This window comes from Kaistia sp. 32K (assembly GCF_016629525.1).
Classification (GTDB): domain Bacteria; phylum Pseudomonadota; class Alphaproteobacteria; order Rhizobiales; family Kaistiaceae; genus Kaistia.
In genome coordinates this window covers 1,168,115-1,180,608 of record NZ_AP024269.1, presented here as the reverse complement: position 1 = coordinate 1,180,608, position 12,494 = coordinate 1,168,115, and the positions used below count along the sequence as shown (strand labels likewise).

The following is a 12,494-nucleotide window of genomic DNA, read 5'->3' as shown; positions in this document are numbered from 1 at the left end:
GCCAAACCGATTATCTAGATGATACTAGATTATCAGTTGGCTCAACTATCGCGGCGCGCAACAAGGCAACATGCCAGCGCTTACATATCCTCCCTCCGGAGTTTGCTTTCTTCCATTTTTCGAAGTGGCGAAGGGAACGAATATGTCGGGAACGCGATCTCAAGGCCGCCCCATTCGCGATTCAGCCGTCGGAGGCAAAGATGCAATCCTGCACGGTGTGCGCGACTTTTTACGCGAAAATTTCGATTCCGATGTTTCCCGCAAAGGAATCGCGAGCTTCCTGAATGTAACTCCAGCGCTTATCAGCTACTATTTCCCGGATCGATACGAACTTCTAGAGAATGCAACAGTTCCAATCCTCAAGAACATCACCGATCAAGTCGATTACATCATATCGTCAGGCGAGCCATCACTGTCGATACTGAGAAATATGATCGCATTTTATATTGAGTGTCACAGGAACGAAGACGGAATTATACAGTGTTTCTCGAACCTGGTAGTCAAATCGGACCATTATCACGGCCCCGACTACACCTTTACGATACGGGCGAAAACTAAAGACTTCATAAATCAGAAATTCGCGAACGACAGCATACTTTCCTACAAGCTAAATTCAATGGCTTGGAATATATGGTCTATCTGTCGAATCGTCATTGTTGAGGCACCTGCCGTATCGGATCTGCATCGCCCTGGAGCTATCGTTGGTCCGAGCGCGACCGATCGAATTTATACGTTGCTTACGGATGGCGTGGGCCTCGATAGGCTCCCCAATCAGAGCGAACAGCTCAGAGCGGAACGAACGCCTCTCACTTCAGCGCTCAGACGATGACGCCGAGCGACCAGTCAGACGGCATCCGTGGTAGGGATGCCCGTCGAAGACGGGGCCTCCGGCCACAGGATATCCGCTGTCTCGGAGCGCGAAAGCAGGCGCCTCCCTTACGCGGCTGCGCGCAGCAGCATGCCGAAGAGGTCGCGGGGGTCGTCGGGGTCGGCGAGAAGGTCGAGTTCTTCGTAGAGGGCCGTGCCCGCCAGCTTGTCGCGGACATAGCGCAGGGCCGAGAAGTCCTCGGTGGCGAAGCCGACGGAGTCGAAAAGGGTGATCTGCCGCCCGTCGGTTCGGCCTCGCACTTCGCCGGCAATGACGCGCCAGAGCTCCGTCACCGGGTGGTCGGGCGAGAGCTGCTGGATTTCGCCCTCGATGCGCGTCTGCGGCGGGTATTCCACGAAGATGTCGGAGCGACGCAAAATGGCGGCCTGCAGCTCGGTCTTGCCCGGGCAGTCGCCGCCGACCGCGTTGATATGGATTCCCGCGCCGACGAGATTGTCGGTGAGGATCGTCGCGTATTGCTTGTCCGCCGTGACGGTGGTGACGATCTCGGCCCCTTGTACCGCTTCCTCCGTCCCTTCGCAGATCGCAATGTCGAAGCCGAAGCTCTGGAGGTTGAGCCGGCATTTCTCGCTGGCTGCACGATCGATGTCGTACAGGCGCAGGCGATCGACGCCGATCAGCGCCTTCATGGCCAGAGCCTGGAACTCGGCCTGCGCGCCGTTGCCGATGATCGCCATGGTCCGCGCGCCCTTCGGTGCGAGGTGCCGGGCGGCAACGGCCGAGGTCGCGGCGGTGCGCAGCGCGGTCAGGATCGTCATTTCGGTCAGGAGAACCGGATAGCCGTTGGCGACATCCGCCAGGACGCCGAAGGCCGTCACGGTCTGGCGGCCGTCGCGCGTGTTCTTCGGGTGGCCGTTCACATACTTGAACCCGTAGGCCGCGCCATCGGAGGTCGGCATCAGCTCGATCACCCCGTCCGGCGAATGGGCGGCGACGCGCGCCACCTTGTCGAAGCTCTCCCAGCGTCGGAAGTCGTCCTCGACATAGGCGCAGAGCTCGAGAAGGAAGCGCTCGATGCCGATCGACAGCACGAGCTTCATCATGTGGTCGACGCTCACGAAGGGAACGACGTTCAGCTTGGGGTTCATGGCTCTCGTTTCCACTTCAGGGAGGTCAGCCGAGCGAAGCCGTCGGCTCGGAACGCGCGGCGAGATGGATACCGGCAAGCATGCAGCGCACCGAACCACCCGCGAGTTCGACCGTCGGAACGTCGAGGGCAAGCAGGGGCGTGACGGCTTCGATGGTTGCGCGCTGCTCCGGCGTCAGCGAGGCCGCGGCGCGCGATGAGATCGCGAGAAACCGCCCCTTGCGGCCGCGAAGTTCGAGCGCGTTACCGGCGAACTCGGCGATCTGCGCGTGGCTCAGCGGCACGACGATGCGGCCGGTTTCCTCCAGCCGCGCGCGGATTTCGGCCCGGCGCGCGTCTCCAACGATCGAGTCGAGGCCGACCAGCGCGATCTCGGTGCCGACGCACATGATGACGTTGGTATGGTAGATCTTCGCGCCGTTCGCATCGGCGGCTTCGAACAGCATGGGCTCGAAGTTGAAATGGGTGCAGAAACGCTCCAGCGCGACCTCGTTGGTGCGGTTCGAGCGCGCCGCATAGGCGATGCGGCCGATATGGTCGAGCACCATCGCCCCCGTGCCTTCCAGGAAGACATTGTCGGGCTCGAGGCCGGAATAGTCGATGACGTCCTGCACGCGGTAGCGCTGCTTCAGCATCTCGATGACGTCGGAGCGGCGCTCGCGGCGGCGGCTCGGATTGAACATCGGATAGATCGCGACATGCCCGCCGGCATGGGTCGAGAACCAGTTGTTCGGAAAGACCGAGTCCGGCGTCGCGGTGCTTTCGTCCTCGAAGAGATGGACGGTGACCCCGGCTTCGCGCAGGCGCCCGGCCATGCGCGTCACCTCGTCGAAGGCCGCTTCCGCGATCTCGCCACGGGTGCGAAAGCCGTCCGCCGACTGGAAGACGTTGTCCGCCGCCGTTTCGGGATTCGGCGTGAAATGGTGGGGACGGATCATCACGACGCCGGAGGGCGCCTGGACTGCGAAACCGCTCATGGAACTCGTTTCAGAAGGGTTGGAGAAGGCCGGAAAGGCCACAGGATAGGCGCGCAAAATGCCGTTAGAAATGTCAATGATGGCGAAAAATGCGTGCTATGCTCGACAGATTGCCAGTAGAGATCGGACGTTTTGCATGTACCAGCTCGATGAGCTCGATCGACGGATGATCGACGTCCTGCGCAGTGACGGACGCGCCCCCGTGTCCAAGCTCGCCGACATTCTGGGCGTCACGCGCGGCACGGTGCAGGCGCGCATCGACCGCCTTCTGGATAGCGGCGCTTTGCTCGGCTTCACGGTACGCGTCCGGCAGGACCATGACGCCAACGCGATCCGCGCGGTGATGATGATCGAGGTGGCGGGCAAGTCCACTACGGCGATCATCAAGCGCCTGCGCGGCATGCCGGAGCTTCATTCGCTCCACACCACCAACGGAAGCTGGGATCTGATCGCGGAGATCCGCGCTTCCTCGCTGCACGATTTCGACCGCGTGTTGCGCGAGGTCCGCCAGATCGACGGCATTCTCAACAGCGAGACGAGCATTCTCTTGAGCTCGGTCTGAACACGGAACGGCCCCCCGCGCGGGTACGCGGGAGGCCGTTCGAGCGGGATGACGATGAAGGCGATCAGGCCTTCTGGCGGGCGATCAGGCCGAGCGCCGTCGTGATGACGCGCGCGAACGTCAGGGCGCCGATGCCGTCGACGTCGCGCTCCGGCATGAACTCCACGAAGTCGATCGCCGCGATCCGGCCGCGCGCCGCCGCGCCCCGGATGAGGTCGGTGACTTCGTCATAGGAGAGGCCGCCGGGCGAGCGGGCGATGACGCCCGGAACCAGTGCCGGGTCGATCGCGTCGGCATCGATGCAGACGATGATGTCGCTTCCCTCGGGAATGAGGTCCAGCGCCTTCTGGACGCCCGAACGGTGGAGTTCGCGGGCCGTAACGAAGGACACGCCCCATTTCACGGCATCCTCGTAGTCGCTCGTCGCGGCCGAGCCGATGCCCCGCGCGCCGACCTGCACGATGCGCTCGATATGCGCCATCTCGGAGGCGCGGCGCATGGTGGAGGAGAGCCCCATTGGCTCGTCCATATGCGTTTCACGCCAGTCGATATGAGCGTCGATCTGGAGAATGGTGAACTTCCGGTCCCCGGCCGTGTCGCCGATCGCCTGAAGCATCGGGATCGGGATGGAATCGTCGCCGCCGAGAAGCACCGGCACGGCGTTCCGCTCCAGGATCGTGCGCACCGCGCCGCGGATCGCGTCGCGATTGGCGGCCCCGTCCGCTTCGTCGAAGGGAAGGTCGCCGCAATCCACGGCGCGAAGGCGCCGTTCGGGGAAGACCTGGCCGCCGCTGTCGAAATCGTGGCGTTCGAGATTGGCCGTAAGCGGTGCCGTCGCGCGGCGCAGCGCGTCCGGCGCGTTGCGGCAATAGGCGCCGACGGAGCGGTAGGGCGTCGCGCAGGGAACGCCGAGGATCGCGATCGGCGCGTCCAGGGCGCTGAGGTCGTCGCAGGCGTCGAGGCCGAGGAAGGTCGAGGTCTCGCCCGCGCCGAACAGGGCGCCGAGATCGGGCTTCTGGTTCATGGAAGGATGATCCTTGCTGGAAAGGGCGCGGTCAGAGCCGCGCCTGGAGGTAGCCGGCCCAGCGGTGCTGGGCGTATTGGAAAAGGAGGACGAGCACGAGCGTCAGCACGAGATAGATCGCGGCCGCCGTCACGTAGGGCTCGAACATGATGTAGTAGTTCAGCGCGATGTTGCGGGCGACGCCGGTGACTTCCAGCAGCGTCACGGTGCTGGCGAGCGACGTCGCGTGGAGCATCATCACCGTCTCGTTGCCGTAGAGCGTCAGCGAGCGCGTCAGCATGGCCGGCAGGAGAATGCGCCGCGCCCGCGTGAAGGGCGACATGCCGTAGGCGCGCGCCGCCTCGATCTCCCCCACCGGCAGATGCCGAAGGCTGCCTGCGAAGATCTCCGTCGTATAGGCCGTCGTGTTCAGGACGAAGGTCAGGATGACGCAGACAAGCGCGCTCGACAGCCACGGCCAAAGGAGACTTTCGCGCACGAGATCGAACTGCGCGAGCCCGTAATAGATCAGGAACAGCTGGACAAGCAGCGGCGTGCCGCGAAACACCAGCGTATAGAGGGCGATCGCATTGCGCAGGAACGCGTTGTGCGAATTGCGCCCGAGCGCCAGCGGCATCGCCAGAACGAAAGAGATGGCGAGCGAGGCGACGGTGAGGAACACCGTCAGCTTCGCGCCCTCGGCATAGAAGCCGAGATTCTCGACGATGATGTCCCAGCTCATTGGGCAAGTTCCTTCACGCCGAGCTCATAGCGCTTGGCGGCACGGGAAAGGATGAAGAGCGAAATGGCGGTGATCGTGAGATAGAACCCGCCGGCGAGAAGGTAGAAGGTGAAGGGTTTGGCCGTCGCCTCCGCCGCGCCCTTGGCCCGGAACATGACGTCCTGGAGGCCGAGCAGCGAAACGAGCGCCGTAGCCTTGGCGAGCACCAGCCAGTTGTTGGTGAAGCCGGGCAGCGCGAGGCGCATCATCTGTGGCAGGAGGATGCGCCAGAAGATGCGGATCCGTCCGAGCCCATAAGCTTCGGCAGCCTCGACCTGACCCTTGGGAATGTTCATCAGGGCGCCGCGAAACGTCTCGGCCATATAGGCGCCGAAGATGAGCCCCAGCGTCGCGGCGCCCGCCGCGAAGGGGCTGAACTCGATATAGACGTCGTAACCCCAGTCCTGCGCCGCCTGGTTGAGGAGCGCGGGCAGCGAATAGAAGACGAGAAGCATCATGACGAGATCCGGGATGCCCCGGACCACGGATGTATAGAGCGTGGCGGTGACGCGCAGCGCCCGCGAGCGCGAAAGCTTGGCGAGCGCCGCCGCGATGCCGATCACGACGGCCAGTATCAGGGACACGAAGGCCAGCGACAGGGTGATCCACCCCGCCGCCAGCACAGATGCGACATAGCCGCCGAGCATCGATCCGCCTTAGTTCTTGCCGAAATACTTGGCGTCGATCGCCGCGAGCTCGCCGTTCTCGCGGATCTTGGCGAGGCCGGCATTGATTTTCGCGAGGAGGTCGGCGTTGCGGCGGTTGATCGCGATCGCGACGCCCTCACCGAATTCCGGCGCGTCCTTGCCGGTATATTGCGGGCCGACGAGCTCGAATTTCTCGGCGTTGTCGCCGTTGAGGAAGGCGTGCGTGATCTGCGCCTCGTAGCTCATGTGGAGATCGGCACGTCCGGCGGTGAGCTCCAGATAGGGGGCGCTGCCGCCGTCGTAGCGCTTGATCGTCGCCTTCGGGAAGGTCTTGGTGACGAAGGCGTCCATCGGCGTGCCGGTCTGGACGGCGATGATCTTGCCGGCGAGCCCGTCCGGGCTGACGTCGAGACTGGCGCCCTTCTTGGCGACGAAGCGGAAGGTCGGGTGCGAATAGATGTCGCTGAAGGCCATGATCTTGCGACGCGCGTCGGTGACGGTCAGCTGCGAGATCAGCGCGTCATACTTGCCGGCGGTAAGACCGGGGATCATGCCGTCCCAGGCGGCGGCAATGATGTTGCAGTCGAGTTCGGCCGCCTTGCAAACGGCGCTCATCAGCTCGATGTCGTAGCCGACGAGCTTGCCGTTCGCGTCGACGGATTCGAAGGGCGGGAAGGTCGCGTCGGTCGCGATCGTCACCTGCTTGGCGATCGCCGGCGAAAGCGAGGCCAGGGCGATGAAGCCGCTGAGGAAGAGGGTGGAAAGTTTCGTCATGGGAAGTCTCGTTCTCTGAAAGGGATTATTTGGCATTCCATTCGGCGCCGGGCCCTGGCGTCGAAATCTCGTGAACCGCCCTCGACGCGGCGATGATGGTTCAGGCCTGGAGACGGCCTGCCAGAAACTGTCGGAGACGCGGGCTCTCCGGGGTGCCGAACAGGGCCTCGGGCGAGCCTTCCTCCTCGACGCGCCCCTCGTGCAGGAACATGACCTTCGAGGAGAGATGGCGCGCAAAACCCATCTCGTGCGTGACGACGACCATGGTCCTGCCCTCCTCGGCGAGCGTCTGCATGACACGCAGCACCTCGCCGACGAGCTCGGGATCGAGTGCCGAGGTCGGCTCGTCGAAGAGCATCACGTCCGGCTCCATGGTCAGCGCGCGGGCGATTGCGACGCGCTGCTGTTGGCCGCCGGAAAGCTGCGAGGGATAGCGCTCGTGGGTTTCGGGCTTGATGCCGACCTTGGCGAGATTGGCCTTGGCGCGCTCCACCGCTTCCTTGCGGGATACGCCGAGCACACTGACGGGAGCCTCGGTCACGTTGTCGAGGACGCTCATATGCGACCAGAGGCAGAAGTTCTGGAACACCATGGCGAGGCGCGAGCGAATGCGCTGCAGCTGGCTAGCGCTTTTCGCGCGCAGGGTGCCGTCGCGCCGGTCGGGCACGAGGTCCAGGACCTCGCCGTTGACGCGGATCGTGCCGCTGTTCGGACGCTCCAGCATGTTGATGCAGCGCAGGAACGTACTCTTGCCCGACCCGGAAGAGCCGACGATCGAGATGACGTCGCCCGCCGCGGCGTCGAGGCCGATGCCCTTCAGGACTTCGGTATCGCCGAAGCGCTTGTGAATGTCGGTGACGTGGAGCTTCTGCATGGGCGGACTCAAGGAAAAGCTTGGAAGGCCGGTCAGGCCGGGGGCGGCACGATCATCCAGAGCGTGACGCAGGGCTCGCTCGCGGACGGATTTTGCCAGGTATGCGGAATCTTCGGGTCGAAACTCAGCGTGTCGCCAGAGGTCATGTGGTAGTCCTCGCCGCCGACGGAGATGTCGAGTTCACCGCTGATGACGTGGACGAGATCGAGATCGGCGCGGATGGCGTAGGCCTCGGGGCCAGACCCGCCGCCCGGGTCGATCACGGAATGGAGCGTCATCATGTGCTCGTTGCCGACGCCGCCGACGATGCGCTCGCGCATGCCGACACCGCCGAGATTGATCGGCGCGCCCTGCCCGGCCTTGACGAAGCTCGTCGCCGGCGGATCGAAGATCGCACCCGGCTTCACGTCGATCGCGTCGCAGATGCGCAGGAGCGATGCGATCGAGGCCTGTACGAGATCGCGCTCGAAGCGGCTGAGGAAGGATTTGCTGACGCCGGCCTTCGCCGCCACGGCATCGATCGAAATGTTCTTCTGCTGACGGAATGCGCGCAGCCGCGCACCGACGTTGAAACCGTTCGGGGACGCAGGCACATCCTCGACCGCAGGCTCTGTCGTATCGTCACAGGTGGTGGAAGACCGTTCCATCCGCCCTCCGAAGGTTGCTCTGTAGGCAACTTTTCATCAAACGAAAGGGAACGCAACACTGGTTTTCTATGAACGAATGATTTCTTGCAGGTTGCTCATGAAGAAACCAATCTGCTTAAACTCGTGGCAAGTCCTTCGCCGTTTCTGCCACTTTGGCGGGCCAGACGCCATTTGGAAGCAGGGAGAATCCTGAACCCGAATGGCTCTGGGCCGTCACAGCCTCAGTAGCGGTATGAACAGCCCCGCGTTTCGTAGGCATCATCGTGTTCATGACGGCAAGGCATTTGCAGGCCTGTTGGCGGATGTCTCGGCCGGCGGTACAGCGCTGGCGACCGTTTGCCCTGCATCAGGACCGGCAGGAGCCCTGGACTACCACTAGCCAGGGATTTTCGCGAGGGCTGAGCCTGATCCCGCTTTTTCAGTTCATGCGGGAAGCGGCTTGAATTGCCGTCATTTGACACGCATCCTTCCGGTTATCGGCATAACGGCCGGAAACAGTATGAACTTGTTGCTCCCTGGAGCCGTCTTCGCTCGGGGGCCGGCCACAGCGTTTCGCCTTGGGAAGGATACATGGACCGTATCGAGGCAATGAGGGTGTTTGTTGCGGCGCTGGACGAAGGGAGTTTGGCGGCTGCTGGCCGCAAGCTCCAGCGTTCGCCCGCTGCGGTCAGTCGGGCCATTGCCTTCCTTGAGCATCATGTTGGCGCCGAACTGCTTCATCGCACCACACGATCCATCAAGCTCAGCGAGGCAGGCGAGCGATACGCCGCGGCGTGCAGGCGTGTCCTGATCGATCTCGAAGAGGCCGATATGTGCGCGGCAGGCGAGCGCGCCGCGCCACGCGGAACCCTGACCATCACGGCGCCCCCGATCAGCGGCGAGGAAATCCTGCGCCCGGTCATTGATGCGTTCCTCGACGCCTTCCCGGCCGTGACCGTGAATCTCATCCTGGTCGATCGTTCTGCCAATCTCGTCGAAGAGGGCATCGACGTGGCGCTTCGCGTCGCGCAGTTGCCCGATTCCTCGCTGGTTGCCGTTCGGGTTGGCGGCGACGTCAAGCGCGTGATCGTGGCCTCGCCGCGCTATCTGGCCGACCATCCGCGCATCGTCGAACCGGCGGATCTGACCAAGCATCGCATCGTCACCACCACGCACTTCGGACATGATGCCTGGGTATTCCCTCCGCCTCCGGGCGGCACGATCGCGCGCTCGATCCATTTCAAGCCCCGGCTCGTGGTGAACAGTGTTCGCGCCGCGCTCGCCTCGGCAGTGGACGGGTATGGCGTCACGCGCCTCTATACCTACCATGTGGCGGAGCGGGTGCAGGACGGCTCGCTGAAGATCCTGTTGCGCGATGCGGAGCCCGCCCCTCTTCCCGTGCATCTCATCACCCCGGAGGGCCGAACTCTGACCCCCAAAGTTCGCGCGTTCGTGGATTTCGCGGTTCCACGACTACGAGCGGAGTTTGCGCGGCTCTCAGCCCAAGCTGACGCCCTCGCGGAATAGCCGCTCATCATTCTTCCGATTGAAGGAAGGATGCCTGCCGAGGAGCGGTTATTCAGTCGATCGACGATCAATCCGATGTTGATGACCGACCCGAATGGAAGGGTCGACGGCAGCAACTGACCTGCCGGAACTCATTCACCAAGGACTGATCATGAGCAATGAACAAAAGGTCGTCGTCATCACCGGCGGCTCGCAGGGGATTGGCGCCGCGCTGGTCAAGGCCTATCGCGAACGCAACTTCCGGGTCGTGGCCACGTCGCGCTCGATCAAGCAGGGCAGCGATCCCGATATCCTCGCCATTGCGGGCGACATCGGTGATCCGGCCACCGCGAAGCGCATCGTCAAGGAAGCACTGGAACGCTTTGGCCGGATCGATACGCTGGTGAACAACGCCGGTCTCTTCATCGCCAAGCCGTTCATCGACTATACTGCCGAGGATTTCGCGTCGAAGATCTCGACCAACCTCGCCGGTTTCTTCCACATCACGCAGGCCGTTGCGGCCGAGATGCTGAAGCAGGGTTCCGGCCATATCGTCAGCATCACCACGAGCTTGACCGACCATGCGATTGCCGGCGTGCCCACCGTGCTGGCCAACCTGACCAAGGGCGGTGTCAATTCGGCGACGAAAGCGCTGGCGATCGAATATGCCGGCAAGGGCGTGCGCGTGAACGCCGTGTCGCCCGGCGTCATCAAGACCCCGATGCATGCCCCGGAAACCCATGAGTTCATGGCGGGCCTGCACCCGGTCAGGCGTATGGGCGAGATCCGCGACATCACCGACGCCGTGCTTTACCTCGAAACCGCGAGCTTCGTGACGGGCGAGATCCTGCATGTCGACGGCGGCCAGAGCGCCGGTCACTAAGGAAGGCCGCAATGCCCATCGTCACCATTCAGATCACCCGCGAAGGCTCGGGGCTGGGCCGTGATGCGGCCACGGCCGAGGAGAAGGCCAGGCTCATCGCCGGCACGAGCCAGCTGCTGCTCGACGTGCTCGGCAAGCCCCTCGATTCGACGTTCGTCGTGATCGAGGAGGTCGAGCTGGAAAACTGGGGCTGGGGCGGATTGCCCGTTCCGGAACTGCGCAGACGCCGCGCCACCGAAAACACCTGATCTCGAGGGCCGCCGCTCCGGTGGCGGCCCAACCTCTCTCAGGCTAAACGCGAGGCATCGCGCTGGTCAGCGCAAAGAGCCCCGCTTCGGCTGAAAACGGAAATCGGCTTAACGCTCAGCGAACGTCCTCATTGCCGAAGAGCCGCAACGCTTCGGCATTAAGGACTGTGATGGAGCCATAGCTGGTCGTCACCCATCCGTTGGCGGCAAACCGCTTCAAGGCGGCATTGACCTGGCGGCGTGACGCCGAGGCCATCGTGCCGACCTCGGTCTGGGTCAACAGGACCTGATGGCTGCTCCAGGTCATGCGCTGCAGCACCGAGGCTATCCTGCGATCGGGATCCTGCTTCTGCAGATCGTGGACGATCCGGATGAGCACGCCGACGCCGCTCAGGAGATTCTGGCAGAAATTGCGAATGACGGTGGGATCGGCAGCGGTCATCTGGGCCATCTGGTCAAGCGGCAGATGCATCACCCAGGTCTCGACCACTGCCCGCAGTTCGAGACGCCTCGGCTGCCGGATCAGATAGCTGTCTTCGCCGGTCCAGGAACCCGGCACGCCCATGTGGACCAACTGCGGAGCATCACTCTGCGGAGCGGTATTGACGGCAACGACGCCGCTCACAAGGCCATAGATGCCTCCGAGGTCATCACCGAAGTGATAGATGACCTCATCCGGCGCAAAACGCAGCAGGATGGAGCGTCGAAGGACCTCGTTCCGGAAAGCTTCCGGTTGCGTCGACAGCCATCCGTTCTGCCGGAGGATGGCCTCTGCGTTTGCTCTCTTGTTCAATGTCACGCTCATGAACCACCGCCTCGCATAGAGAAACGCTCCGCCTGGACGCGGTTGGCCTAGTCGTCTTCGGTGGAAAAGAGCCGCAGCTTCTCGGGATTGAGGATGGTGACCGAACGATAGCCCGTCTTCAGCCATCCATAGTCCGCAAAACGCTTCAAGGCGGCATTGACCTGCCTGCGTGACGCGCGCGCCATGGTGCCGATCTCGGACTGCGTCAACGGGAGGGGATGCTCCCCGATCCACCGCGCCCGCTGCAGAACGGAGGCAATCCTGCGATCGGGATCGACCCTCTGCAGGTCATGGATCACCCGGATCAGGGCGTCGACATTGGTCATGATGATCTGGCCGAAGTTGTGAGCGACCATCGGGTCGGCATCGGCCATTTCATCCATCTGCTCAAGCGGCAGGTACATCAGCCAGGTCTCGACGAGAGCGCGTATTTGGACGCTCCGCGGCTGGCGCGCCAGGAAGCAGCCTTCTCCGGCCCAGGCGCCCGGCGCGCCGACATTGATCAACTGCGGGACATGATCTGGCGGAGCCGTGTTGATTGTCGTGACGCCGCTCACGAGGCCATGGATGCCTCCCAGTTCGTCGCCGAAATCGAAAATCAGCTCGCCCGGCTCGAAATGCACAAGGACGGAGCGCCGCAGGACCTCCTTCTGGAAGGCCTCGGGCTGATAGGACAGCCAGCCATTCTGCCGGAGAATGGCCTCGGCGGCGTCTCTTTTGATCAATCGCGGGCTCATATGGAGCCCATAGCACATTCAAACCAAGAGATTGTTCCAACGGAACAGTCTCGTCCTACGGATGCGCGCCCGCCCTGCCGCGGGAGCCTCCATCG

General features: G+C 63.2%; 15 protein-coding genes. 5 read left to right on the top strand and 10 right to left on the bottom strand.

All coding sequences use genetic code 11. The annotated features are described in order from the left end of the window. Nucleotides 1-142 precede the first annotated feature (142 nt). Nucleotides 143-829 carry a TetR/AcrR family transcriptional regulator gene (locus K32_RS05135; protein WP_201402998.1) on the top strand — a complete coding sequence of 229 codons (687 nt, stop codon included), beginning with the start codon at nt 143-145 and terminating at the stop codon, nt 827-829. A gap of 107 nt (nt 830-936) precedes the next feature. On the opposite strand, the gene K32_RS05130 is transcribed toward K32_RS05135, so the two are convergent. After that, entirely contained in the window at nt 937-1,977 is a 1,041-nt protein-coding gene (locus tag K32_RS05130; protein WP_201402997.1) for an ornithine cyclodeaminase, read from the bottom strand. Between the two features lie 25 nt (nt 1,978-2,002). Further along, nucleotides 2,003-2,953 (bottom strand): citrulline utilization hydrolase CtlX, encoded by a 951-nt coding sequence (gene ctlX, locus K32_RS05125; protein ID WP_201402996.1) that lies wholly within the window; start codon nt 2,951-2,953, stop codon nt 2,003-2,005. 136 nt (nt 2,954-3,089) lie between these two features. Here ctlX and K32_RS05120 point away from each other — a divergent pair, with 136 nt between their 5' ends. Beyond that, nucleotides 3,090-3,515: an Lrp/AsnC family transcriptional regulator gene (locus tag K32_RS05120; protein WP_201402995.1), complete on the top strand. Its 426-nt coding sequence runs from the start codon at nt 3,090-3,092 to the stop codon at nt 3,513-3,515. Between the two features lie 64 nt (nt 3,516-3,579). Here K32_RS05120 and K32_RS05115 read toward each other — a convergent pair whose 3' ends face one another. The 6 genes from K32_RS05115 to K32_RS05090 all read right to left on the bottom strand — a co-directional run bounded on the left by K32_RS05115 (nt 3,580) and on the right by K32_RS05090 (nt 8,241). Next, entirely contained in the window at nt 3,580-4,539 is a 960-nt protein-coding gene (locus tag K32_RS05115) for an arginase family protein (RefSeq protein WP_201402994.1), read from the bottom strand. A gap of 31 nt (nt 4,540-4,570) precedes the next feature. After that, nucleotides 4,571-5,260 carry an ABC transporter permease gene (locus tag K32_RS05110; protein WP_201402993.1) on the bottom strand — a complete coding sequence of 230 codons (690 nt, stop codon included), beginning with the start codon at nt 5,258-5,260 and terminating at the stop codon, nt 4,571-4,573. Then, complete coding sequence (locus K32_RS05105) at nt 5,257-5,946, bottom strand: ABC transporter permease (RefSeq protein WP_201402992.1); 690 nt, start codon at nt 5,944-5,946, stop codon at nt 5,257-5,259. Before K32_RS05105 ends, K32_RS05110 begins: the two co-directional genes overlap by 4 nt. A 9-nt stretch (nt 5,947-5,955) precedes the next feature. Further along, nucleotides 5,956-6,720: a transporter substrate-binding domain-containing protein gene (locus K32_RS05100; RefSeq protein ID WP_201402991.1), complete on the bottom strand. Its 765-nt coding sequence runs from the start codon at nt 6,718-6,720 to the stop codon at nt 5,956-5,958. 100 nt (nt 6,721-6,820) lie between these two features. After that, the gene (locus tag K32_RS05095; protein WP_201402990.1) at nt 6,821-7,594 is read right to left on the bottom strand and encodes an ABC transporter ATP-binding protein; all 774 of its coding nucleotides are present in this window, start codon (nt 7,592-7,594) and stop codon (nt 6,821-6,823) included. Nucleotides 7,595-7,626: 32 nt separating this feature from the next. Beyond that, nucleotides 7,627-8,241 carry a helix-turn-helix domain-containing protein gene (locus K32_RS05090; protein ID WP_201402989.1) on the bottom strand — a complete coding sequence of 205 codons (615 nt, stop codon included), beginning with the start codon at nt 8,239-8,241 and terminating at the stop codon, nt 7,627-7,629. Between the two features lie 570 nt (nt 8,242-8,811). On the opposite strand from K32_RS05090, the gene K32_RS05085 reads away from it, so the two are divergent. From K32_RS05085 to K32_RS05075, 3 genes are all read left to right on the top strand, one after another. Beyond that, nucleotides 8,812-9,747 (top strand): LysR family transcriptional regulator, encoded by a 936-nt coding sequence (locus K32_RS05085; protein ID WP_201402988.1) that lies wholly within the window; start codon nt 8,812-8,814, stop codon nt 9,745-9,747. Nucleotides 9,748-9,898: 151 nt separating this feature from the next. Beyond that, entirely contained in the window at nt 9,899-10,609 is a 711-nt protein-coding gene (locus K32_RS05080) for an SDR family NAD(P)-dependent oxidoreductase (protein WP_201402987.1), read from the top strand. A gap of 11 nt (nt 10,610-10,620) precedes the next feature. Beyond that, entirely contained in the window at nt 10,621-10,857 is a 237-nt protein-coding gene (locus K32_RS05075) for a 4-oxalocrotonate tautomerase family protein (protein WP_201402986.1), read from the top strand. Between the two features lie 115 nt (nt 10,858-10,972). On the opposite strand, the gene K32_RS05070 is transcribed toward K32_RS05075, so the two are convergent. After that, the gene (locus tag K32_RS05070; protein ID WP_201402985.1) at nt 10,973-11,662 is read right to left on the bottom strand and encodes a Crp/Fnr family transcriptional regulator; all 690 of its coding nucleotides are present in this window, start codon (nt 11,660-11,662) and stop codon (nt 10,973-10,975) included. A 47-nt stretch (nt 11,663-11,709) separates the two neighbouring features. Next, nucleotides 11,710-12,399 carry a Crp/Fnr family transcriptional regulator gene (locus K32_RS05065; protein WP_201402984.1) on the bottom strand — a complete coding sequence of 230 codons (690 nt, stop codon included), beginning with the start codon at nt 12,397-12,399 and terminating at the stop codon, nt 11,710-11,712. Nucleotides 12,400-12,494 lie beyond the last annotated feature (95 nt).